This is a genomic window from Dysgonomonas sp. Shenzhen-Wh21, assembly GCF_043392705.1.
GTDB lineage: Bacteria > Bacteroidota > Bacteroidia > Bacteroidales > Dysgonomonadaceae > Dysgonomonas.
The window spans coordinates 13,784-36,803 of the sequence record NZ_JAIXHZ010000053.1 but is presented as its reverse complement, the minus strand read 5'-3'; the positions used below and the strand labels follow the sequence as shown (position 1 = coordinate 36,803).

Below are 23,020 nucleotides of genomic sequence, written 5' to 3'. Positions count from 1 at the left end.
CCCGCAAGTTGTATAAGGTTATTGAATAAGGACTTTTCTTTTTCTTTCGAAGGATATTTTGTAACTCTATAATAATAAGCACATGAAAAGGATTTACACAGTTTTACTTGTATCATTTATTTTGAGTATGTGCGCACAGAACGTTAACGCACAATTTGTGGTGGCGCAAGACACCGTTCGCGGACGAATTGACTTTTGTCCTCGTCTTGGCGATTTGCATAATGCTGTAGAGATTCCCAACGATTCTGTTTTTTATATGCTGCCTATAGATCAGAGTACAGATCCATGGCGTCAGGTCTATCGCTATATGCCTGATAGAAGCGTGAGCGGCGGATATATACATGGAAGAAAACTGATGCGGGTGGATGATTATGATATAGTAGAAGTAGAACGTCTATCGGCTCATGGTAGTATATCGTTCAAGAATGCTGATGTGCGTGTTGTTGTTTCCATTGCACCCATCGGTTCAAAAGATACTTCAGTGAAAAAAGGTGCTGACGGTACCTACATGGTAAACGGTAAGAAGGCTTACGGTGTCTCAAGGTGGTCTTCTCCTCAGTTGCACTATAAATCTATTACGGTGTCTATAAAAGGACGGAATATTCCTGTTCCTCAGAAGATATTCGAGCATTTGCTTGAGCCAGATATTGAAGATATGGTTGTGTATTATAATCCCCGCAAACAAATCGTTTATATGCAAGTCAATAATGGTGGCACATCGGCATCTTATACCGCATTGTTTACTATTTCGACTCGGGGAGCTCTAAGTCCGTATATATTTTATCCATCTATGAATAGGTAAGAGCAGATTGATAGTCTTTTTATCCTTCTCTCCAATTTGAAAGATTTGAGTATATAGATAATTTCTTTTTTAAGAATTTATCTTATAACAAAAGGTCTTTGAAATGATTGTATGTTGATTTTGTAGTGTGCAGCAAAAAGTGACACAGCAAAAGAATGCGAAACCTGTTACTTTTGTTACTTTTTAACAATTAAATAAAAGGGTAATTGGATTGAGGGTGGTGATTGAGAAGGAATTTACTTCTTTAATATTCCTGTTTGTTGAAAGATCGACAGAGTGATATATAGCAATATTCCTGCTGCTATTCCAAGCACTCCGATTGTTATTGTGGCTACGATAATGAATGCCGCAAGAAAATAACGGTACTCGTTTCCTTTAAACTTGATGTTTTTTATCTTTAACGAGAACATTGGAATTTCCGATACCATGAGTAATGAGAATACTACAATGGCAACCAGAAAAGTATATATCAACGATGGAGTAATCATCGGAACTTTGTACGCAAGACCATAACAGAAGCTAACCCAAAACATGGCATTAGCCGGAGTATTTAACCCGATAAAAGACTCGCTTTGCCTTTCGTCTACATTGAACTTTGCTAAGCGCAAAGCTGAGAATATAGCGAGTAGAAATGCTATATATGGTAGATATTCTATTATGATCGGATTCTGAGATATGCGTATTGTGTTGTCTGACAGGAAGCGGAAGGCTGCAATGCTGGGGGCTAATCCAAAACTAACCATGTCGGCCAAAGAGTCGAGCTCTTTGCCTATTGGGGAATAGGCCTTCAGTAAGCGAGCGGCAAACCCATCGGAGAAATCGAACAGGGCTGCGATGATAACCCATACTACTACCCATGTGTATTCTCCCTGAAATGCCATAACGGTGGCTATCGATCCTGAAAACAGATTGAGAGAAGTGAGTGTATTTGGGATATGCTTTTTCATCTTCTTATGCTTGGAACTTCGCTATTACAGTCTGGTTTCCGGTTACCTTTTGATCCATTTCTACAAGTATCTCAGTGCCTAACGGTAGATATACATCAACCCTTGATCCAAGTTTGATGAAGCCGAGGTGTTCGTCTATGCTGCCTGTTTCTCCAACCTGCGCATAGGTTACAATCCGTCGGGCCATAGCTCCTGCTACCTGACGCAGCAATATTTGGTTTTTACCGTCTTCGGTTTCCATGACTACAGTCGATCTCTCGTTTTCTGTACTCGATTTTGGCAGGTATGCTGCCATAAAGCGTCCATCATGATGCTTAGACATCAATACTTTTCCGTTGATCGGATACCAGTTTGCATGAACATTGAATGGAGACATGAATATAGATACGATAATACGTTTGTCTTTAAAGTATTCGCCTTCATACACTTCTTCTATGGCTACTATCTTTCCATCGGCAGACGCTACCACAACACCGTTGCTGTCGCCTTTGAATTGCCTATACGGGCTCCGATAGAAGTTGAGCACTATGCCGAAAAAAACAAGTGATGCTCCACCTGCGAGATAGGATAAAAATGTGTGACGGAAGAAATACCAAAGTATCCCGTTTAATATAAACAGGATTATAAAATATGTTGTTAAAACGTCTCGTCCTTCGTGATGAACCTTCATTATTTTGTGATAAACATATTTAATGTAAGGTGCAAAAGTATCTTTATTTGGCGATATATACAAATTTGGAATCTGAATTTTAGTACAAAAGAAAAAAGAGATGAATGAATCACCTCTCTGATGTATCTATTTTATATCTGTTTTGTATTTATAGGATATATAGTGAGCTGATAGATTCGTTGCTTAATACCCTGCGAATGGCGTTCGCAAACACATCAGCTACAGATAGAATAACTACCTTTTCGCACTTCTTAGAGTAAGGGATGCTGTCTGTAAATACCATTTCGGTAAGTCCCGATTGGGTTACTCTTTCCGATGCAGGGTCAGACATCACCGCATGACTGGCTATAGCTCTCACCGATCTCGCTCCACTGGCTTTCATTATATCGGCAGCTTTTGTTATTGTACCTGCTGTATCCACAATGTCATCTACCAACAGTACGTCCATTCCTGTAACGTCCCCGATAATTTGCATTTCGGATATTTCGTTTGCTTTCTTGCGAAGTTTATAGCATATAACCATTGGCAAACCAAAGTATTTGGCGTACGAGCTTGCACGTTTTGTACCACCCACATCCGGTGTTGCTATCACTAGGTTGTCGGTATCTAATGTCTTAATATAGTCTACAAATATGGCAGATGCATATAAGTGGTCTACCGGAACATTGAAGAATCCTTGTATCTGGTCGGCATGCAAATCCATAGTTATTAGTCTGTTGATGCCTGCTGCACTAAGCATGTCCGCAATAAGTTTAGCACCGATAGAAACACGAGGTTTATCTTTGCGGTCTTGGCGAGCCCAACCGAAGTATGGTATTACAGCTATTATAGATGAGGCAGACGCTCTTTTTGCTGCATCAATCATCAATAGAAGTTCCATAAGATTATCTGAAGAAGGGAATGTGGACTGTATTAAAAAAACCTGACACCCCCTGATTGACTCTTCGTATGAAACAGAGAATTCTCCATCAGCGAAGCGTTCAATTTTCATTTTACCCAAAGGGCATCCAAGGCTAGTACATATTTTTTCAGCTAAGTAACGAGAATTAGTTCCCGAGAAAATTTTGAAAGGTAGATTATTGTCCATCTCTTCTTTAATTTTTTAATCTTTATGGAAAGTTTTTTAATAGATTTATATGAGACTGTAAAATTAGGAAAAACAACACAATTAGCTCATAGAAAATTTAATTATTTTCCCAGAATATTCTTCTATGTTTAAAAACAGGTTCCGATCCCATTGTGGGCTTAATGTGAAATTCTTTTTAGAAAGCAGTTCTTTCGCCTTTTTTATTTCGTGCGGTTTTATTTCCATGTATTCGAAAGCATGAAAAGGGATGTGAACGGAAATATCCACAGGTTTGGAGTCAAAATTAGCAACTACAATCAAGAATTCATCTTTGGCAGACCTCAAAAAAGCGTATTGCTTTGTAGAATCGAAGGCCATGTTGCTATAATTAGCATACATCAGATCAAAGAATTTACCTGTTCTGATTGACTGTTCTTCTTTTGCTATTTTTAGCAGTTGAATATAAAACTTCCGTAGTTTGATCTGTTCCTCATTTAGTCCGCTTTCTGTGAATGTTCCTTTGTTCCTCCAGCTTCTTATAGAGTCTACCGACCAATAATCAAAGATGGTTGTACGTCCATCTAGTCCGCTAAAACCTTCTTTATCCATTCCTCGTTCACCCAGTTCTTGTCCGAAGTAGATCATTACAGGATTGGTATTCATTGTTGCAGTTACAATCATTCCCGGAATGGCTTTGAATGGATTGCCTGCAAAGAAATCTGATGCAATGCGCTGTTCATCATGGTTTTCCAGAAAGTTTAGCATTTTGGTTTGTAGTCCGTCAATGCTTTGCCAAGAAAAGGTAATGTCCGACGAAGGTTGTTGGTGATTGATTATATTGCGTAGCGTGTCATACAGCCCGACTTTGTCGTACAGATAATCAAACAGTCCCCAATCTACATATTTGTGATACAAGTCGGGGTTATATACCTCTGCAATGAAGATGAGTGTTTTGTTTTTTGCTTTTACCCTTGGTATTACCCAATTCCAAAATTCGACAGGAACCATCTCCGCCATATCACATCTAAATCCGTCTACCCCTTTGGCTACCCAGAATAGAAGAATGTCTTTCATCTTTAGCCATGTGTCTGGTGTTGGGATAAAGCAGCTTGTCCTGTTATTGGTATAGTCTATTCCATAATTCAGCTTAACCGTTTCGTACCAATCTGTTACCGATGGCTTATTGCTGAAGCAGTCATTGCCTGTTGCTTTAGCCGGATATTCTATGTATGCGTTTTCTCCTTGTTGAGTAGGGAATTGCAGTTCTAGTTTCTGATTGGGTATATAATAGAAATTGTTATCCGGGTCGAACGCTACATCTTTATTATCATCTGCTCCCAAGTCTTTTATTTTCTTCGGTTTTGCATCAGAGTGATATTGTCGTGCAACATGATTGGGTACAAAATCAATAATGACTTTCATCCCATTTTTGTGCGTACGTTCTATCAGGTCTTCAAATTCCTGCATTCTATTGTCTACATCGTCAGCCAGATCGGGAGAAACATCATAATAATCGCGGATGGCATAAGGCGAACCTGCTTTTCCTTTTATTACATCGGGATGATCTCTTGATATTCCATTTGCTGTGTAGTCGGTAGTAGAGGCATGTTCAAGTGTGCCGGTATACCAGATATGGGTAAATCCCATTTTTTTTATTTCTTTCAACGCCTTGTTGTCGAAGGCTGAGAACTTGCCTACTCCATTTTCTTCTATGGTGCCGCTTTCCTTATTTGTGCTGTTGTCGTTGCCGAATAATCGGGGAAGTACTTGGTATATAAAAATCTTTTCTGCCATAGCTGCTAATTTTATTATTGTGCATGTGTTATGCATGTAAGGTTGATATGTGGAAAATCTTTTGTTAAGGCTTCTTTTTTATCTTCAAAAAATTTTGTCGTTAGGTTATATCCTGCCCGATATATTTCTTCAACATGTTCCAGATCAAACATTGAATACTGAGACAAAGATGTCGACTCTATCAGGTAGTCGCATAAGTTTCGGTCTAATAAGGTGTTGGAGCCGGACATGTAGTGGAAAGACCTTTCTGCTATATATTTAATGGAGCTCCTGAATTCTGCTTTTATAATCGGGCTAACATTGACTCCTATAATTTTAGCGCAATCTTTGCGTATCGTGGAAACTGGGAAGTTCTTAAATAGACCTCCGTCAACATAATAATGTTCGTTGATTTCCACAGGACGGAAAATGATAGGTACTGAACATGATGCAATAACGGCCGGTATCAAAGCTCCTGTAGAAAATACCTTTGTTTCGCCATATTCTATATCAGTAGCGACAGTCCGCAGGGGTATTTTCAAATCCTCAAAGGTCTTGGCTCTGAGGTGTTTTTTTAGAAATGAACGAAATCCATCACTTTTGAAAAAGCCGCCATGTGGTATCGTAAATTCTGCGAACTCTCTGAATACTTTCTTTTTGAAGAATGATAGTATTTCCTCAGGAGTATATCCATCCGCATATAATACTCCGGCAAAAGCTCCTGCGCTGGTTCCGGATATAATTTGAGGATAAAGACCAATTTCATTTAGTGCTTGCAATACGCCTAAATGAGCAAAACCTTTGGCACCACCTCCGCTAAGGGAGAGACCTAGTTGATAAATGTTTTTTTCCGGACTCATGCGTTTTGTATCAATATACAAATTTAAGGATATTCTTCTTATTTGCTAATTTGTAGGTATAATAATAGTTACGACGGTGTATGTGAATAATAAAAAAAAGAGCTGTTTTTAATTATTAAAAACAGCTCTTTTCATATATTCTGAGTAATTGTTACTTTACTTCAAAATCTTGTTTCATATCAATTTCTTCTCCATTTTCATCCATAAAATGATATTCGAGGAATGCCAGATTCTGGTTTGGGATTATCTTTACTCCCATGCCATAACGCCATTTCCATTGCCACTTTAATGAAGGAAAACCTTTATTGATAAATGCTGCTACATACGGATGTATATAGAGTTTGAAATTCTTTACTTTTAGATCTTTTACCAGATAGCTTATCTTCATGCGCAGTGTATCTGTAAACAGTATGGATGGTCTTATTTCTCCTTTTCCAAAACATGTAGGACATGCTTCGGTGGTTGATATCTCCATCTCTGGACGTACACGCTGACGTGTGATCTGCATTAGCCCGAACTTGCTCAGTGGGAGTATATTATGCTTTGCCCGATCATTCGCCATCAGCTCCTGCATTTTGGCCATTAGTTGTGCTTTGTGCTCACCTTCCGTCATATCTATGAAGTCGATTACGATGATTCCCCCCATGTCTCGTAATCTCAATTGACGTGCTATTTCTTCTGCTGCTGCGGAATTCACTTCCCATGCATTATTCTCTTGTCCTGCTTCAGGATTCTTCGACCTGTTGCCGCTGTTCACATCTACAACGTGAAGGGCTTCGGTATGTTCCAAGATAAGGTATGCGCCATTACGGAATGTAACTGTTTTTCCAAACAAGGCTTTTACCTGTTTCGTTACATTGAAATTATCAAAGATAGGTAACCCGCCATCATAACTTTTTACAATGTTTTTTTTGTCGGGTGCTATAAATGATATATAATCCTTAATCTGGTTGCAGGTATCTAAATCATTGACATGGATTTCCTGAAAGGTAGGATTGAAGATGTCTCTCAGTAAGGCCACAATACGGCCTGTTTCTTCAAAAACGAGGGTTGGAAGTTTATTTTTCTGAATCTTAGGAAGATTATCCTCCCAACGTTTTACCAATGTTTTCAGTTCTGTATCCAGATCAGCTACCTTTTTTCCTTCAGCTACGGTTCTTACTATTACTCCGAAGTTTTTTGGTTTTATGCTTTGTATAAGTTGTCTTAACCGTGCACGCTCCTCTTTCGATTTAATTTTCTGAGAGACAGATACTTTGTCGTTGAATGGAATGACAACTAAAAAACGGCCGGCCAGTGAAAGCTCGGCTGTGAGGCGGGGGCCTTTTGTTGATATAGGTTCTTTGGCTATTTGTACCAGTATTTCTTGTCCTGGTTTGAGAATGTCGCTGATAGACCCATTTTTGTCTATGTCTGCTTCCATTTTCATCTTAGAGATGTTAGGAAACTTTTTCTTATCAGCTAAAGCCTGTTTGTAAAACTTATCAACGGATTTGAATTGAGCACCTAGATCTAAATAGTGAAGAAAAGCGTCCTTTTTGTATCCTATGTCTACAAAAGCAGCATTTAATCCGGGCATCAGTTTTTTAACTTTGCCGGCATAGATGTTTCCTACCGCGTATGAAGCGTCTCTTCCTTCTTTTTGCAGTTCGACAAGTTTCTTGTCTTCCAAGACTGCTATTGAGACTTCATTGGGCTGAACATCGACTATTAGTTCGCTATTCATAACTATGTTTTATAATTAAAAATAAGATTTAAATTCCCTATTTAAATCTGATAGTAGAGTTTACTTCTTTATGTATCAAGAAGCTTTTTCATTAAATACACAAAGAACAAACTTAGAAATTCAACAATTTGTAAGTTTGTTCTCGTATATTTCATTAAATAAAAGAATTACAGATTATTTTTTCTTTTTGTGTCTGTTCTTTCTTAATCTTTTTTTGCGCTTGTGCGTAGACATTTTATGTCTTTTTCTTTTCTTTCCGCTTGGCATGTTATTTATATTTAGAAATTAATTTAATAAAAAGTCGAAATTACTTTCTCACTTGAGTTATGAATGTCTTGGCAGGTTTGAATGCCGGAATTGAGTGAGCAGGTATGATGATAGTCGTATTTTTAGAGATGTTACGAGCTGTTTTTTGAGCTCTTGTCTTCACTATGAAACTACCGAAACCTCTTAAATAAACATTTTCATTCTTGCTTAACGAGTCTTTTACAACATCCATGAATGATTCAACTGTTTTTAATACAGTAGCTTTGTCTATTCCTGTATTTTTCGCAATTTCGTTAACGATGTCAGCTTTTGTCATTTTCTTATCTTTTTAAATTCGAAACAATTAATTTTTTGGACTGCAAATATATAGCTTTTTATTTACCTTTGAAACAAATAATTATCATTTTTTCTCCTAGATAAAGAAATTAACGTTCAACTATAGCTTGTTTTGAGCGTATATTAATGTGTTCTAAAATGAATATGGAAAAAGATTTAAGACTAAGCTCTATATTAATAAGGTGGTATGAAGCTAATAAGAGAGATTTGCCATGGCGCAATACGTCCGATCCGTATGCAATATGGCTTTCAGAGGTTATCTTGCAGCAGACACGTGTAGATCAAGGTTACTCCTATTATAATAAGTTTATACAAAAATATCCGAAAGTGGATATGTTGGCAATGGCTGACGAGGATGAAGTTTTGAAGCTTTGGCAGGGGCTTGGTTATTATAGCAGGGCGCGAAACCTTCAGGCGGCGGCAAAGTCGATAGTGAAAGATTATAATGGTGTTTTTCCTCGCGAACACAAAGATGTTTTGAAGTTGAAGGGGGTGGGCGATTATACTGCCGCGGCTATAGTTTCCATCTCTTACAACGAGCCTTATGCTGTGGTAGATGGTAATGTGTACCGGGTGCTGTCGCGTATTTTTGCTATTGACGAACCCATCGATAGTGGCAAAGGTAAAAAAGTATTTGCAGAATTGGCTCAAGAGTTGCTCGATGATGCTAATGCGGGCTTGCATAATCAGGCAATAATGGAATTTGGGGCATTACAATGTGTGCCTGTTTCGCCTCGTTGCGATATTTGTCCGGCATCCTCGATATGCTTGGCGTATGCTCAAAACAAAGTAGCACAATATCCTAAAAAAGCGGGTAAGCAAAAAGTGCGGAATCGTTATTTTAATTATTTTGATATCCGACATGGCGAATCTATGTACTTGCGCAAACGAGGGGATAAAGATATCTGGCAGAATTTATACGAATTGCCCCTTGTGGAGACGGAAAAAGAACTGACGATTGAGGAATTGCAAAAAGATGAAAAATTTAAACCGTTGTTTGAGGCTGCTTCTGATGTTAAAATACAATACATCCGGCAAATAAAACATGTTTTATCGCATCAAATTATTTATGCAATATTTTATAAAGTAGAGGTGTCGGAAATTCGATTGGGAAAAGAATATCTCAAGATCGGAGTTGGCGATGTTGACGATTACCCGGTTTCGCGATTGGTGCATAAATATCTGGAACAGTTGTGACTTATATATTCTGGGGCTTGTGTAAGATCGAAAAAAAATTAACTTTGTAATCAAATAATAGAGCGATATGGATAAAATATCATTGATTGTCCCTTGCTACAATGAAGAACAAGCTCTTCCGTATTTGTATAAAGGAGTAGTGAAACTTGCGGAAGAAATGCCTGATCAGGAATTTGAATTTATTTTTATAAATGATGGTTCGAGGGACAAAACCTTAACAGTAATTAAAGAACTAAGAGAGTCGGACGAAAGAGTGCATTTTGTGTCTTTTTCCCGCAATTTCGGTAAAGAAGCAGGTATATATGCCGGCTTGCAAGCAGCTACCGGAAATTATGTATCGTTAATTGATGCAGACTTACAAGACCCGCCGTCCTTGATAAAGGAAATGTATGAAACCTTGAAAACAGAAGACTACGACTGTGTGGCTACTCGCCGGGTAGACCGAAAAGGAGAGCCGCCTATCCGTTCGTTTTTTGCCAAACAGTTTTATAAGCTGATAAATAAGATATCAGATACTGAAGTTGTAGACGGAGCTCGTGATTTTCGTCTTATGACGCGGCAGATGGTTGATTCTATATTGGAAATGGGCGAATACAACCGTTTTTCGAAAGGTATTTTCGGATGGGTCGGATTTAAAACAAAATGGATTGCCTTTGAGAATGTGGAACGTGTGGCCGGAGAAACAAAGTGGTCATTTATTGGTTTATTTTTGTATTCTCTGGAGGGTATAATTGCTTTCTCAACCCGCCCGTTGATTATTGCATCCGTTTTTGGCATTCTTTTCTGTATAATAGCATTCATTATGATATGCTTTATTATCTTCAAAAAGATATTGTTCGGTGATCCGGTGCAAGGTTATGCATCTACTCTCTGTATCATTTTCTTTATAGGAGGAATCCAGTTATTTTGCCTTGGTATCTTGGGGCAATATTTATCAAAAACATATATGGAGGCAAAAAAACGGCCTATTTATATCGTAAGAGAGCGGGCTTAATTCCCTATTTTGCAATCTATAGTTGCCAAATTTGCATAATTTGGCGTTTTATTTTTTGTGTTTCTGAAATAAAAGATTAATTTTGCGCCGATTGTCAGGAAGGCTCTAACCGAGTCTGTGTCTCATGCCTGTAGCAAAACGCTATGAATATTATCAAAAACTAAAGACAATCGATAGAAAAGTCTTAATTTTAATATAAAAATATGAGTTCTTCCGCTCTTTTTTTAGTAGTTTTCTTAACTGGAATCACACTCGTTTGTGCCGGATTAGGCATGGCCTTACTGTTATCACCAAAATCATTCAATCCTCAGAAAGGAGAACCATACGAATGTGGTATCCCTACGCATGGAACTTCCTGGATGCAGTTTAAGGTAGGTTATTACCTGTATGCAATTCTTTACTTAATGTTCGACGTTGAGGCTATATTCCTTTTCCCTTGGGCTACAGTTGTAAGGCAATTGGAAATACCCGGTCTGATTAGTATATTGTTTTTCGTAATAATATTGGGTCTGGGCTTAGCTTATGCCTGGAAGAAAGGAGCATTAAAATGGAAATAAAGAAAATATATATAAAAGGTATTCCTAACGAAGAGTTTAAAGACAATGAATACCTTGAGGATTATGTCAAAGAGCTCAACGAAGGCGGGGTTCCTGTTGTAGTAGGTAAGCTTGATGACCTGATCAACTGGGGACGCTCAAACTCAGTGTGGCCATTAGCTTTTGCTACAAGTTGTTGTGGTATTGAATTTATGGCTTCAGCAGCAGCTCGTTACGATTTGGCACGCTTTGGGATGGAGGTAACTCGTAACAGTCCACGTCAGGCCGATACAATGGTGGTGGCCGGTACGATTGTGCATAAGATGGCTCCGCTTTTGAAACGTGTATATGATCAGATGGCAGAACCAAAATATGTAGTTGCGATGGGTAGTTGCGCTATTTCGGGAGGTCCATTTGTAGATTCATACCATGTTGTGAAGGGTATTGATGAAATAATTCCTGTAGATGTATATGTGCCGGGATGCCCTCCGCGTCCGGAAGCTTTATTTTATGGTTTGATGCAATTGCAACGTAAGATAAAAGTAGAGCGTTTTATGTTCCGTAAAGGACACAAGAACATCAAACGGGATAAATAAGAATAATATAGAACTGAGATCCCTTACTTTTCCCCAAAAGACTAAGAAACAAAGAGACAATGGAAAATATCAAGAAGGTAATACTCGAAGCTGTACCTGAAGCGGTTATTGAAGATAAAACACCTTTAACTGTAACTGTAGAACCTAACAAACTACGTCATTTAGTAAAAGCGCTTCGCAACTATGCTGAAATGCCTTTCGATTACTTGGCAATGTTAACAGGGACTGATGAAGGAGAGATGCTGATGGTAACTTATTTGTTGTGCCCTTCAACAGATTTGTCGAAAGAAATAGCAGTAAAAACAGGAACAGCAGATCGCGTAAATCCATTATTGTATACAGTTACCGATATCTGGGAAACTGCACACTATAATGAGCGTGAAGTTTTTGCCATGCTGGGTATTCGCTTTATCAACAACCCTGATATGCGCCGTTTCTTTCTTAACTCAGACTGGGTTGGTTTTCCTTTGAGGAAAGATTATGATGCGAGTCCTGTAAAGAATCCCGTATCGATAGAAAGTAAGGATATTATAGATACTGCTCCACGTATTGTAGAAACCCCTGACGGAAAACTAAAAGAGGAGCGGGTAGATATTTTCGAAAAAGACGATTATATAATAAATATAGGACCACAGCATCCATCCACACACGGAGTAATGCATTTTCGTGTAGCATTGGAAGGTGAGATCGTGAAAAAGATCGATGTGCATAGTGGTTACATTCATCGCGGAATAGAGAAGCTGAGTGAGAAACTCACTTATCCGCAAATACTACACTTTACAGACCGCCTTGATTATCTTTCTGCCAACATAAACCGTCATGGATTGTGTATGTGTGTAGAAAAGGCTGCTCAGATAGAAGTTCCCGAAAGAGCTCAATATATACGTACTATCATGGATGAGTTGAATCGTATCGATTCTCACTTGGTTGCATGGGGTACGATGTGTATGGACTTAGGTTCTACCACAGCCTTTATATACGGTATGCGCGAGAGGGAAGATATCCTTAAGATATTTGAGAAAAACACAGGAGGTCGTCTGATTATTAACTACAATGTCCTTGGTGGTGTGATGTTTGATATACAACCTGACTTCCAGTCGGATGTAAAAGCATTTATACCAGTAATGCGTAAGGCTTTGGTTGAATATGATAAACTATTCACCGGAAATGTGATCGCAGTAGGCCGTATGAAAGGATTGGGACTTCTGTCGAAAGAAGAGGCCATTTCGTATGCTGTTACAGGACCTGCAGGACGTGCATCGGGATTCTCTTGCGATATACGTAAACATATACCTTATGCGTTGTACGATAAGGTTGGATTTAATGAAGTTATCCGCGAAAATGGAGACTCTTTCGACCGATATTTGAATCGCCTTGACGAAATAGAAGAATCTTTAAAAATCATAGAACAACTAATCGATAATATACCTGACGGAGACTATCTGGCAAAAACAAAAGCGATAATAAAACTACCTGAAGGTGAATATTATCAGCGAGTAGAAGCCGGACGTGGAGAGTTTGGAGTATATATAGAAAGCCGTGGAGATAAAACTCCTTATCGTCTCAAGTTCCGTTCTCCTTCTATGGCTGCTGTTTCGGCTATGCCATTGATCTGTGCGGATGAGAAGATATCAGACTTTATCGGTATCGGTGGATCTATGGACTATGTGATTCCGGATATCGACCGTTGATCAAGAGCGTTTTAGGGTAGCGATAGGAAAGGCACGGTTTATACTGCTTTTGCCAAGTTACACCCGATGACTAATTAATTGAATATTTATTTCATCAATATAAGAAGATATATGTTGTTATTTGATTCTCAAGTAGTAGAAGTATCATATTGGCTTAGCCAGTTCGATGTATTTCTGACTAAGAATTTACCTACATGGGCGGTCTTGGCTATAGAGTTTGTATTGGTTGCTGTCGCATTGCTGACTTTATACGCAGTATTAGCCTTGATTCTGATATATGTAGAACGTAAAATCACAGCTTTCTTTCAGGCTCGTCTCGGTCCTAACCGTGTCGGTAAATATGGATTAGTTCAGAGTGTTGCCGATATGGTAAAAATCCTTATCAAGGAAATTATCCATGTAAGACAGTCGGACAGATTCCTGTTTTTTACAGCACCTTTCTTTATGATCATAGCATCTATGCTTACATTCGGTGCTTTGCCTTTTGGTAAGGGGTTGCAAGCTGTAGATTTTAATATTGGAGTGTTTTATGTTGTGGCTGTATCTTCACTTGGTATTATTGGAGTTTTGCTGGCCGGATGGTCTAGTAACAACAAGTACTCGATGATCGGTGCTATGCGAAGCGGTGCACAATTTATAAGTTATGAATTGTCGGCAGGTTTTGCTTTGATGACCATGGTGGTGTTGTCGGGAACAATGAGCTTTTCTAAAATAATAGAAGGACAAACATATCTTCATCAATGGAATATAATTGCAGGACACGTTCCGGCACTTATTGCATTCATTATTTATCTGATTTCGGGACATGCTGAAACAAATCGTGGACCGTTTGACTTACCCGAGGCCGAATCGGAGTTGACAGCCGGATATCACACCGAATATTCGGGACTACAGTTCGGTTTCTTCTATTTGGCAGAATATCTGAATATGTTTATCGTAGCCGGTATTGCCACTACAGTATTTTTGGGAGGATGGATGCCTATTCAGATTCAAGGATGGGATGCCTTTAATGAGGTTATGAATTACATACCATCATTCTTGTGGTTCTTCGGAAAAGCCGGATTCCTTATCTTCCTTAGCTTGTGGGTAAGATGGACATTCCCTCGTTTGCGTATCGACCAGTTGTTGAATCTGGAATGGAAATATTTACTGCCTATCAACCTGTTCAATATTTTGTTGATGGTAGTTCTTGTCGTATTTGGTTTGACTCTGAAATAATAAATTATAGTATAAGAAAATGAGTTCAGTTTCAGAATATTTTTCAGGATTATTTGGAGGTATTAAATCTCTTCTCACGGGGATGAGAGTTACATGGGGTGAGCTGTGGACTAAGAAGATCACAGAGCAGTACCCTGAGAATAGGGCAACCCTTGTTATTCCCGATCGCTTTCGTGGAGAATTGACTATGCCTCACGATGAAAACAATGAGCATGCTTGTACTGCTTGTGGTATTTGCCAAATGAATTGTCCCAATGGAACAATACAGGTAATATCGAGATCGATAGAAACAGAGGATGGCAAGAAAAAGAAAGTTCTTGACAAGTATATATACGACTTGGGATTATGTACATTTTGTAACCTGTGTGTGATTACTTGTCCGTCTGATGCTATCAAGTTTGCGAATACGTTCGAGAACTCACTGTTTACACGTAGCAAGCTGATAGAACAATTGAATAGGGATGGATCTAAACTTCGTGAAAAGAAGAAAGAACCAAAACCGGTAGTGGATAAGCCTGTGGCAAAAGCAGAAGTTGCTGTTGACAGTGCTGCTCCTGCACCTGCTCCATCAGCACCTGTTCAAGGGGTAAAAGAAGACAAAGAATAAACATATACGATAATCAATAGATTATGGCAGAACAAATTATATTTTACATTTTAGCAACAATCATTGTGTTTTCTACTATTATGGCAGTTACAACACAAAAGATTATTCGCTCGGCTACATTCCTGTTGTTTGTACTTCTTGGTACTGCGGGCTTGTACTTATTGTTGGATTATCATTTTCTGATGGCTGTGCAGATTGCTGTATATGGCGGAGGGGTGATGGTACTGTTTATATTCGCTATTTTGCTCACTCACGAGCCGGGAGTAGATGTTAAGTTCGAGAAGCCGGGCAGGATATTTATTTCTGCTTTAGCTGCATTGGCAGGTTTGGCTATTTGCGGACACATTATATTTTACAATGTCAACAAGTTTTATACCTACATCACGCAGAAAGAATTGAATATGCAGGATATAGGTATGGGAATGATGGGAACAGACAAATATCAATATTTGCTGCCATTTGAAGCAATAAGTATATTGCTCCTTGCTTGTATCATTGGAGGAATCATGATTGCTAGAAAAAGATAAGAAAAAGAAAGATATAAGTTATGGGTGAGTTTATAACAAATTTTCTGTCCGGGCCGGTGCCAATCGAAGCATATCTGGTTGTGAGCACCATCATGTTTTTTGCAGGAGTATATGGTTTCCTGTCTCGTAAAAATATGTTGATGGTATTGATATCCGTTGAGTTGATGCTGAATGCTACCGATCTAAACTTTGTGGTGTTTAACCGCTATTTATATCCGGGACAGCTTGAGGGATTCTTCTTCACATTGTTTGCAATAGGTATTGCTGCGGCAGAAACAGCTATTGCTATAGCTATTATCATCAATATATACCGTAATGTGAAAAGTATATATGTGGATGAGAATATAACTAAAATGAAAAACTAAGCAGGGAAATAGTAATAAGATATGGAACATTTTGATTTTACATATTCGATACTGATAGTTGCTTTGCCGGCTATTATGTTTGTTATACTCGGACTGGGTGGAAAATACATGAAACCTGTTGTTGCCGGAATACTGGGCACAACTTCTCTGAGTGTAATGACAATACTATCTTACTTGACGGCATATCAATATTTCTTTGTTGTGGGTAAGGTAGACGGAGCCTATCAGGCGATTCATACAGCGGTAAGATGGCTTACATTTACCGATAAACTGCATATTGATTTGGGTGTTTATCTCGATCCTATTTCGGTAATGATGCTTGTGGTAATCACTACAGTATCATTGATGGTGCATGTATACAGTTTAGGTTATATGAAAGGAGAAAAAGGCTTTCAACGTTATTATGCCTTCCTTTCACTGTTTAGTTTTGCCATGTTGGGACTGGTTGTTGCAACCAATATTTTCCAGATGTATATTTTCTGGGAGCTTGTGGGGGTATCGTCCTTCTTGCTTATCAGTTTCTATTATATCAAACCGTCTGCAGTGGCAGCTTCGAAGAAGGCATTCATTGTTACTCGTTTTGCCGACTTCTTTTTCCTTATCGGAATTTTATTGTTATCATATTTCTCAGGCTCGTTTGATTTTACAGATATAACAGCTCAGGGTGCACCGTTTATTGCTACCATGCAAGGTTCATCGTTCTTAGGCTTGTCGATTATATCGTGGGCGATGCTACTTATATTTATGGGTGGAGCCGGAAAATCAGCGATGATGCCATTCCACATCTGGTTGCCGGATGCTATGGAAGGTCCTACACCTGCTTCGGCGTTGATCCACGCCGCAACGATGGTTGTAGCGGGAGTATTCCTTGTTGCACGTTTGTTCCCTGTGTATGCGTTCGGAGCACCTGATATATTACATTTTATTGGTTATGTAGGTGCGATAACCGCATTGTTTGCAGCTATTGTAGCTTGTACACAGACCGATATAAAGCGTGTATTGGCATTCTCTACCATATCTCAAATCGCATTTATGTTAACCTCTCTTGGGGTTTCCGAATATGGAGGTCACGAAGGTTTAGGATATATGGCCGGTATGTTCCATTTGTTTACTCATGCATTCTTCAAAGCATTATTGTTCTTGTGTGCGGGTGCTATTATACATGCAGTTCATAGCAATGAGATGGACGACATGGGAGGATTGTGGAAAAAATTACCAATTACAGGTGTTGCCTTTGCTGTAGCTTTATTTGCGATAGCAGGTATTCCTTTCTTCTCCGGATTTTATAGTAAAGATGAAATATTAGCTGCGGCATACGAACACAATAAGGTTATATACTTTATACTATCTTTCGCTGCCGGTCTTACAGCATTCTATATGACTCGCTTGTTCCTTCGTATATTCTTCTACGAAAAGAAACACTATCATCACGAACCGCATGAGGCTGGTCCTGCAATGGCTATCCCGTTGATTATACTAGCCATTTTTGCATTCGGAGCAGGGTATGTCCCTTTCAGCCATTTTGTGACTTCAGACAGAATGCCATACGATGCGCATATTAATATGCAGGTGGCTATAACAAGCGTTGTGATCTCACTGATAGGAATGGGTATAGCATTTAAACTATACTATAAGAAAAATGAAATACCGGATAAAATTGCAACAAGCATCAGTACGTTGTATACATGGGCTTTGCATAAGTTCTATTTCGATGAACTGTGGTTGTTTGTAACCCGTAGCATTATATTCAAGCGTATATCTAAGCCTATTGCATGGTTTGACCGTAATGTTGTAGATGCCTTTATGGACTCTTTGGCAAACGTGACTCAGGCTGCTGCCCGTTCTATCAAAGGACTACAATCGGGCTATATTCAGCAGTATGCATTGGCATACTTGTTGGGAGCATTGATTTTGGTTGTGGGTTTTGCCGGATGGCTGATATGTTTTATTTGTAAGTAAGATATAGATTAAAATATAAAACAATGAATATTCTTTCATTATTTGTTCTTGTACCTGTCTTGATGTTGTTAGCATTTATACCATGCCGCAACATTAAACAAATCCGTACCGTAGCGGTAATCGGTGCAGCCATTGAAATAGTATTGGCAGTTGCTTTACTCTTTATGTTCTATGCAGAACGCAGTGCCGGCAATACAGCCGAAATGTTGTTTACTTATGATAAGGTTTGGTTTGCGGCGTTGAATATCCATTACGCTATCGGTGTTGATGGTATTTCGGTGTTGATGCTTTTGCTTACCTCTGTTATCATATTCACCGGAACATTTGCGTCATGGAATATGAATCCGCTGCCTAAAGATTTCTTTATGTGGTTGACCTTACTTTCGGTGGGGGTATATGGGTTTTTTATCTCATTGGATATGTTCACGATGTTTTTCTTCTATGAGATTGCTTTGATTCCGATGTATCTGCTTATCGGACTTTGGGGAACAGGACGAAAAGAATATTCGGCAATGAAACTTACCCTGATGCTGATGGGAGGCTCTGCTTTCCTTGCAGTTGGTATATTCGGTATATATTTCAACTCTTCAGCAACGGGAGATTATACATTTAATATGCTTGAGGTAGCTGCAAACAATGCAATACCTGTAGCTGCTCAATATTGGATATTTCCACTTACATTCTTAGGATTTGGAGTATTAGGTGCTCTTTTCCCATTCCATACATGGTCTCCTGATGGTCACGCATCTGCGCCTACAGCGGTGTCTATGCTTCATGCCGGAGTATTGATGAAACTAGGAGGATATGGATGTTTCCGCATCGCAATGCGCCTGATGCCGGAAGCGGCTCACGAGCTTTCATGGATATTTATTATACTAACAGGTATCAGTGTTATCTACGGAGCACTGGGAGCTATTTCTCAAACTGACTTGAAATACATCAATGCATACTCTTCGGTGAGTCACTGCGGACTAGTATTGTTTGCAATATTGATGATGAATCAGACTGCGATGACAGGTGCTGTGATGCAGATGCTTTCACACGGATTGATGACAGCCCTATTCTTTGCTCTGATAGGCATGATATATGGTCGTACTCATACACGTGATATTCGACAGATGGGAGGGCTCATGAAAATTATGCCATTCCTTAGCGTGTGTTATGTTATTGCTGGTATGGCTTCTTTGGGACTTCCGGGATTGAGTGGATTCGTAGCAGAGATGACAATCTTTGTAGGTTCATTCCAGCATAGCGATCTTTTCCATCGTATTTTCACGATTGTTGCAGTTTCTTCAATTGTTGCGACAGCAGTTTATATATTGAAAGTGGTTGGAAAAATTTTATATGGACCAGTACAAGATCCTCACCACTTGGAGCTGACAGATGCAGTATGGCATGAAAAAGTTGCTACAGTAGGGTTGATTGTTTGTGTTGCCGGAATGGGATTGTTTCCGAGTTGGATTTCCGATCTTATCAGTGCGAGTTTGGCATATATAAAATAAGTAAGGATAAATAGTAAACATTGTAATTTTAAGATATAAAGATGGACTTAAGTAATTATTTGTTGATGAAGCATGAGCTGTCACTTGTTGTGGCGTTCCTCTTACTCATTTGTTATGATTTATTTGCTTCAGACAACGCTAAGAAATATTATTTTCCGGTAGCTTGTGGCATATTCCTTATACATACAGTTTTTTGTTTCTTTATCAAAGACGATGGAAGCTCTTTTGCCGGAATGTATGTTACAGGCCCTGCTTATCTTACGATAAAGAATATTCTTAATATAGGCGTCTTCCTTATTTTCTTGCAAGCAAACTCATGGCTTAAGAAACCTGATTCGATTCTGAAACGTGGAGAGTTTTTTATGCTCACAACTCTTACTCTGATTGGGATGTACTTGATGATATCTTCAGGAAACTTCTTGTTATTCTACATCGGACTCGAAACAGCATCTCTGCCTATCGCAGCTTTAGTTGCTTTTAATAAATACAAACAAGAATCGGCCGAAGCCGGAGCAAAATATATCTTTAATGCTATATTCTCTTCAGCAATCATGACATTCGGATTGTCTTTCTTATACGGAGCTTGCGGAACTCTTTATTATACAGATATAGCTGCAAATATCTATTCTACACCACTTGTGGTTATGGCAATGGTGTTTGTTATGAGTGGATTGTTCTTCAAGATATCTTTGGTTCCTTTCCATCTTTGGGCACCGGACACATATCAGGGAGCACCTACTAATGTGACTTTGTATTTATCTACCATATCGAAAGGCGCGGCTGTGTTTGCTCTTATGACTATCTTGTTTAAGGTATTCCCGGCATTGCAAGATGTATGGCAAAATATAATCTGGATTGTAATCCTTGTTACCATTACTGTTGGTAACTTATTTGCTCTTCGTCAGAAAAATATGAAACGCTTCCTTGCCTTCTCATCTATTTCGCAGGCAGGATATATTATGCTGAGTGTATTTACCGGAACATCGGCAGGTATGGCAGCAACTATATTTTATGTCTTTGTTTATATCTTTTCCAATCTTGCAGCCTTTGGCGTTATCTCAGCAGTGGAAGATAAAACAGGTAAAGTGAATATGGATGACTATAACGGGTTGTATTATTCAAATCCGAAATTAGCGTTGGCTATGATGATCGCCATGTTCTCTCTTGGAGGAATTCCATTTGCCGCAGGGTTTTTCAGTAAGCTGTTTGTCTTTATGGCAGCTATGGAACAAGGACACACTTTGTTGGTTTTCTTAGCGTTCCTCAACACTGTTATATCACTCTTCTATTATTTGTTGGTAGTGAAGGCAATGTTTATAAAGAAGGCAGATTCTCCTATCGAATCGCTAGATACAGATAAGTATATGAAAGCTTCTTTAGTAATATCAATGATCGGTATTTTTGCCGTAGGTGTAGTAAGTTACTTCTATGAGAATATAGCACACGTTAGCTTTGGTATATATTAAAGAATATTAAAGAATAAAAATAATTCGACAGAAGGCCTTATCTTTGGGACTTCTGTCGAATTTTATGTAATAATAAGGAATCAATATATATGAATTTATTCATTTTACTACAAGCAGCAAACCCAGTGATCGAAATGGCAGATCAAGCTGCACAGACTGCACCTGAAGAAACTTATTTTAGTCTTGTCCTGAAAGGTGGGTGGGTACTTCTACCTATATTTCTTCTGTCGTTACTCTCCATTTATGTTATAATAAACAAATGGCTTGTAATAAGTCGTCTGGGAAAGAAAGACTCTATTTGGCTGTCTCGCGTTATCGAGTTGGTGAATGAGGGTAAGATAGATAAGGCCTTAAAATTCTGTATAGAACGTCCTTATGCTTCGGCGAAAGTTATTGCAGCCGGATTGAAAGAATTTGAATTCAGCGAAAAAGAAATAGAAGAGGCGATGGAGGTTGAAGCACGCCAACAGGTAAATATCCTTGAAAACCAAATGAACTGGTTGGGAATTACCGCTTCTATTGCACCTATGCTTGGATTTTTAGGAACAATATTTGGAGTTATAAAGATATTTTATGATATTGCACGTACAAATGATCTCGCTATCGATACTATTTCTACCGGATTGTATCAAAAAATGATATGTTCGGCAGCCGGTTTGTTAGTAGGTATTGTTGCATATTCAGGTTACTACATACTCAATGGACGTATTGATAAAGTAGTTGTAAACATAGACAAAGACTCGAACGAAGTGCTTAAAGCTATACGTGCATCTAAGAAGGGAACAATAGTAGCATAATATTTGTTTTGAGTAAAGACATTGAACAGAAATGAAGATAGAACGAAGAAAAACAAGAACAGCCGAGGTATATACTGCATCATTGAATGATATAATGTTCTTTTTATTATTATTCTTTCTTATTATATCCACGATGGTGACACCGGCTGCTATCAGAGTGCTACTTCCCAATGCTGCAACCTCGGAAAAGGTAGTGACAAAGAAAAATATAAACGTAATCATAACAAAAGATTTACGATATTACATTGATGACAAAGAACTACAAAAAAGTGAATTAGAGTCTGCATTGGGTGCTGTCCTGGCAAAGGAGAAGGCTGATAACCCAAATGTAGAAATGAACGTTTTGCTACAAGCCGATAAGTCGTTGAGCTTACAGGATGTTGTAGATGTTATAGATATAGGAAATAAACTTCAGGTGAAGATGGTTCTATTCACTCAAAAACCTGAATGATTTATACTCAATAATCTTTATATTATAAAGTTTTAAAAAGAGGTGATATAATTTTTTTATCACTGAGAGATGCAACACTTCCACAAAAAATGCATCTTTAAAGTGAGGCTTAGCCAATATGAATGAACTGCAAATGATAGCAGGCTGTAAAGAACAAAAGCGGGACGCACAAAAAATGCTCTACGAAACTTATGCTCGTAAGATGTATAGCATATGTCTCCGTTATAGTTCGGATCAGGATGCTGCGCAGGATCTTTTACAGGATGGCTTCATGAAAGTTTTTTCAAATATCGGTTCATATCAGGAAAGAGGTTCTTTTGAAGGATGGATGAAACGCGTATTTATAAACCTTGCTTTAGAAAACTTAAGAAAGAAAAAGTCGATATTTCATTCTTCTGAGGATATCCAAAATCTCCCGGAGGTCGTTGATGAATCAACAGAAGACGATCAGATGTACAGGATATCGGAAACGGAACTATTGAAAATGGTACAAGAATTGCCGAAAGGTTACTCTACTGTTTTTAATTTGTATGCTATAGAAGATTATTCCCATAAAGAAATTGCTGATATGCTTGGTATAAGTGAAGGAACTTCTCGCTCACAGTATGTGAGGGCCAGGCAAATATTGCAGGATAGGGTAAAAAAATATGTAAACGAGAGAGTGTAA

The 23,020-nt window shown here is 38.6% G+C and carries 23 protein-coding genes; 16 read left to right on the top strand and 7 right to left on the bottom strand.

All coding sequences use genetic code 11. The features are described 5' to 3' along the window. Positions 1–82: 82 nt before the first annotated feature. On the top strand, positions 83–802 hold the full coding sequence (locus LDB17_RS03395; RefSeq protein WP_252637243.1) for a hypothetical protein: 720 nt from the start codon (positions 83–85) through the stop codon (positions 800–802). Positions 803–1,038: 236 nt separating this feature from the next. Here LDB17_RS03395 and LDB17_RS03390 read toward each other — a convergent pair whose 3' ends face one another. From LDB17_RS03390 to LDB17_RS03360, 7 genes are all read right to left on the bottom strand, one after another. Then, the gene (locus LDB17_RS03390; RefSeq protein ID WP_252637244.1) at positions 1,039–1,749 is read right to left on the bottom strand and encodes a phosphatidylcholine/phosphatidylserine synthase; all 711 of its coding nucleotides are present in this window, start codon (positions 1,747–1,749) and stop codon (positions 1,039–1,041) included. Between the two features lie 4 nt (positions 1,750–1,753). Then, positions 1,754–2,419 (bottom strand): phosphatidylserine decarboxylase family protein, encoded by a 666-nt coding sequence (locus LDB17_RS03385; RefSeq protein ID WP_252637245.1) that lies wholly within the window; start codon positions 2,417–2,419, stop codon positions 1,754–1,756. 148 nt (positions 2,420–2,567) lie between these two features. Further along, complete coding sequence (locus LDB17_RS03380; RefSeq protein WP_135106823.1) at positions 2,568–3,506, bottom strand: ribose-phosphate pyrophosphokinase; 939 nt, start codon at positions 3,504–3,506, stop codon at positions 2,568–2,570. A gap of 81 nt (positions 3,507–3,587) precedes the next feature. After that, positions 3,588–5,279: an alpha-amylase family glycosyl hydrolase gene (locus LDB17_RS03375; RefSeq protein ID WP_252637246.1), complete on the bottom strand. Its 1,692-nt coding sequence runs from the start codon at positions 5,277–5,279 to the stop codon at positions 3,588–3,590. Positions 5,280–5,293: 14 nt separating this feature from the next. Next, positions 5,294–6,118: a patatin-like phospholipase family protein gene (locus LDB17_RS03370; protein WP_289781677.1), complete on the bottom strand. Its 825-nt coding sequence runs from the start codon at positions 6,116–6,118 to the stop codon at positions 5,294–5,296. A 151-nt stretch (positions 6,119–6,269) separates the two neighbouring features. Continuing rightward, on the bottom strand, positions 6,270–7,844 hold the full coding sequence (locus LDB17_RS03365; protein WP_252637248.1) for an Rne/Rng family ribonuclease: 1,575 nt from the start codon (positions 7,842–7,844) through the stop codon (positions 6,270–6,272). 307 nt (positions 7,845–8,151) lie between these two features. Continuing rightward, complete coding sequence (locus tag LDB17_RS03360) at positions 8,152–8,427, bottom strand: HU family DNA-binding protein (protein WP_006841412.1); 276 nt, start codon at positions 8,425–8,427, stop codon at positions 8,152–8,154. A gap of 158 nt (positions 8,428–8,585) precedes the next feature. Between LDB17_RS03360 and mutY the strand changes: the two genes are divergently transcribed. The 15 genes from mutY (at position 8,586) to LDB17_RS03285 (ending at position 23,020) form a co-directional block, all read left to right on the top strand. Beyond that, positions 8,586–9,644, top strand: coding sequence for an A/G-specific adenine glycosylase (gene mutY, locus LDB17_RS03355; protein ID WP_252637250.1), 1,059 nt, complete (start codon positions 8,586–8,588; stop codon positions 9,642–9,644). A gap of 67 nt (positions 9,645–9,711) precedes the next feature. Continuing rightward, the gene (locus LDB17_RS03350; protein ID WP_252637252.1) at positions 9,712–10,638 is read left to right on the top strand and encodes a glycosyltransferase family 2 protein; all 927 of its coding nucleotides are present in this window, start codon (positions 9,712–9,714) and stop codon (positions 10,636–10,638) included. Positions 10,639–10,841: 203 nt separating this feature from the next. Continuing rightward, positions 10,842–11,195: an NADH-quinone oxidoreductase subunit A gene (locus LDB17_RS03345; protein ID WP_252637254.1), complete on the top strand. Its 354-nt coding sequence runs from the start codon at positions 10,842–10,844 to the stop codon at positions 11,193–11,195. After that, positions 11,186–11,770 (top strand): NADH-quinone oxidoreductase subunit B, encoded by a 585-nt coding sequence (locus LDB17_RS03340; RefSeq protein WP_135106833.1) that lies wholly within the window; start codon positions 11,186–11,188, stop codon positions 11,768–11,770. The genes LDB17_RS03345 and LDB17_RS03340 overlap by 10 nt, the downstream gene beginning before the upstream one ends. A gap of 59 nt (positions 11,771–11,829) precedes the next feature. Next, positions 11,830–13,461: an NADH-quinone oxidoreductase subunit D gene (locus LDB17_RS03335; RefSeq protein WP_252637256.1), complete on the top strand. Its 1,632-nt coding sequence runs from the start codon at positions 11,830–11,832 to the stop codon at positions 13,459–13,461. 111 nt (positions 13,462–13,572) lie between these two features. Further along, positions 13,573–14,679, top strand: coding sequence for an NADH-quinone oxidoreductase subunit NuoH (nuoH, locus tag LDB17_RS03330; RefSeq protein ID WP_252637258.1), 1,107 nt, complete (start codon positions 13,573–13,575; stop codon positions 14,677–14,679). 19 nt (positions 14,680–14,698) lie between these two features. Further along, positions 14,699–15,286, top strand: a complete 588-nt coding sequence (locus tag LDB17_RS03325; protein WP_252637260.1) for a 4Fe-4S binding protein — start codon at positions 14,699–14,701, stop codon at positions 15,284–15,286. Between the two features lie 23 nt (positions 15,287–15,309). Further along, on the top strand, positions 15,310–15,813 hold the full coding sequence (locus LDB17_RS03320) for an NADH-quinone oxidoreductase subunit J (RefSeq protein ID WP_135106841.1): 504 nt from the start codon (positions 15,310–15,312) through the stop codon (positions 15,811–15,813). Positions 15,814–15,833: 20 nt separating this feature from the next. Further along, positions 15,834–16,178: an NADH-quinone oxidoreductase subunit NuoK gene (gene nuoK / locus LDB17_RS03315; RefSeq protein ID WP_006841403.1), complete on the top strand. Its 345-nt coding sequence runs from the start codon at positions 15,834–15,836 to the stop codon at positions 16,176–16,178. A 21-nt stretch (positions 16,179–16,199) separates the two neighbouring features. Beyond that, on the top strand, positions 16,200–18,137 hold the full coding sequence (gene nuoL / locus LDB17_RS03310) for an NADH-quinone oxidoreductase subunit L (RefSeq protein ID WP_252637262.1): 1,938 nt from the start codon (positions 16,200–16,202) through the stop codon (positions 18,135–18,137). A gap of 23 nt (positions 18,138–18,160) precedes the next feature. Next, positions 18,161–19,639: a NuoM family protein gene (locus tag LDB17_RS03305; protein WP_252637263.1), complete on the top strand. Its 1,479-nt coding sequence runs from the start codon at positions 18,161–18,163 to the stop codon at positions 19,637–19,639. 41 nt (positions 19,640–19,680) lie between these two features. Beyond that, positions 19,681–21,105, top strand: a complete 1,425-nt coding sequence (locus tag LDB17_RS03300; RefSeq protein ID WP_252637265.1) for an NADH-quinone oxidoreductase subunit N — start codon at positions 19,681–19,683, stop codon at positions 21,103–21,105. Positions 21,106–21,194: 89 nt separating this feature from the next. Beyond that, complete coding sequence (locus tag LDB17_RS03295; protein ID WP_252637267.1) at positions 21,195–21,902, top strand: MotA/TolQ/ExbB proton channel family protein; 708 nt, start codon at positions 21,195–21,197, stop codon at positions 21,900–21,902. Positions 21,903–21,933: 31 nt separating this feature from the next. Further along, positions 21,934–22,353: a biopolymer transporter ExbD gene (locus tag LDB17_RS03290; protein ID WP_135106850.1), complete on the top strand. Its 420-nt coding sequence runs from the start codon at positions 21,934–21,936 to the stop codon at positions 22,351–22,353. Positions 22,354–22,471: 118 nt separating this feature from the next. Then, positions 22,472–23,020 carry an RNA polymerase sigma factor gene (locus LDB17_RS03285; RefSeq protein ID WP_006841397.1) on the top strand — a complete coding sequence of 183 codons (549 nt, stop codon included), beginning with the start codon at positions 22,472–22,474 and terminating at the stop codon, positions 23,018–23,020.

Excerpts from the sequence above, each read along its gene's own strand:
- LDB17_RS03395 (WP_252637243.1), top strand. The coding sequence starts at position 83 with ATGAAAAGGATTTACACAGTTTTACTTGTATCATTTATTTTGAGTATG.
- LDB17_RS03390 (WP_252637244.1), bottom strand. The coding sequence starts at position 1,749 with ATGAAAAAGCATATCCCAAATACACTCACTTCTCTCAATCTGTTTTCA.
- LDB17_RS03385 (WP_252637245.1), bottom strand. The coding sequence starts at position 2,419 with ATGAAGGTTCATCACGAAGGACGAGACGTTTTAACAACATATTTTATA.
- LDB17_RS03380 (WP_135106823.1), bottom strand. The coding sequence starts at position 3,506 with ATGGACAATAATCTACCTTTCAAAATTTTCTCGGGAACTAATTCTCGT.
- LDB17_RS03375 (WP_252637246.1), bottom strand. The coding sequence starts at position 5,279 with ATGGCAGAAAAGATTTTTATATACCAAGTACTTCCCCGATTATTCGGC.
- LDB17_RS03370 (WP_289781677.1), bottom strand. The coding sequence starts at position 6,118 with ATGAGTCCGGAAAAAAACATTTATCAACTAGGTCTCTCCCTTAGCGGA.
- LDB17_RS03365 (WP_252637248.1), bottom strand. The coding sequence starts at position 7,844 with ATGAATAGCGAACTAATAGTCGATGTTCAGCCCAATGAAGTCTCAATA.
- LDB17_RS03360 (WP_006841412.1), bottom strand. The coding sequence starts at position 8,427 with ATGACAAAAGCTGACATCGTTAACGAAATTGCGAAAAATACAGGAATA.
- mutY (WP_252637250.1), top strand. The coding sequence starts at position 8,586 with ATGAATATGGAAAAAGATTTAAGACTAAGCTCTATATTAATAAGGTGG.
- LDB17_RS03350 (WP_252637252.1), top strand. The coding sequence starts at position 9,712 with ATGGATAAAATATCATTGATTGTCCCTTGCTACAATGAAGAACAAGCT.
- LDB17_RS03345 (WP_252637254.1), top strand. The coding sequence starts at position 10,842 with ATGAGTTCTTCCGCTCTTTTTTTAGTAGTTTTCTTAACTGGAATCACA.
- LDB17_RS03340 (WP_135106833.1), top strand. The coding sequence starts at position 11,186 with ATGGAAATAAAGAAAATATATATAAAAGGTATTCCTAACGAAGAGTTT.
- LDB17_RS03335 (WP_252637256.1), top strand. The coding sequence starts at position 11,830 with ATGGAAAATATCAAGAAGGTAATACTCGAAGCTGTACCTGAAGCGGTT.
- nuoH (WP_252637258.1), top strand. The coding sequence starts at position 13,573 with ATGTTGTTATTTGATTCTCAAGTAGTAGAAGTATCATATTGGCTTAGC.
- LDB17_RS03325 (WP_252637260.1), top strand. The coding sequence starts at position 14,699 with ATGAGTTCAGTTTCAGAATATTTTTCAGGATTATTTGGAGGTATTAAA.
- LDB17_RS03320 (WP_135106841.1), top strand. The coding sequence starts at position 15,310 with ATGGCAGAACAAATTATATTTTACATTTTAGCAACAATCATTGTGTTT.
- nuoK (WP_006841403.1), top strand. The coding sequence starts at position 15,834 with ATGGGTGAGTTTATAACAAATTTTCTGTCCGGGCCGGTGCCAATCGAA.
- nuoL (WP_252637262.1), top strand. The coding sequence starts at position 16,200 with ATGGAACATTTTGATTTTACATATTCGATACTGATAGTTGCTTTGCCG.
- LDB17_RS03305 (WP_252637263.1), top strand. The coding sequence starts at position 18,161 with ATGAATATTCTTTCATTATTTGTTCTTGTACCTGTCTTGATGTTGTTA.
- LDB17_RS03300 (WP_252637265.1), top strand. The coding sequence starts at position 19,681 with ATGGACTTAAGTAATTATTTGTTGATGAAGCATGAGCTGTCACTTGTT.
- LDB17_RS03295 (WP_252637267.1), top strand. The coding sequence starts at position 21,195 with ATGAATTTATTCATTTTACTACAAGCAGCAAACCCAGTGATCGAAATG.
- LDB17_RS03290 (WP_135106850.1), top strand. The coding sequence starts at position 21,934 with ATGAAGATAGAACGAAGAAAAACAAGAACAGCCGAGGTATATACTGCA.
- LDB17_RS03285 (WP_006841397.1), top strand. The coding sequence starts at position 22,472 with ATGAATGAACTGCAAATGATAGCAGGCTGTAAAGAACAAAAGCGGGAC.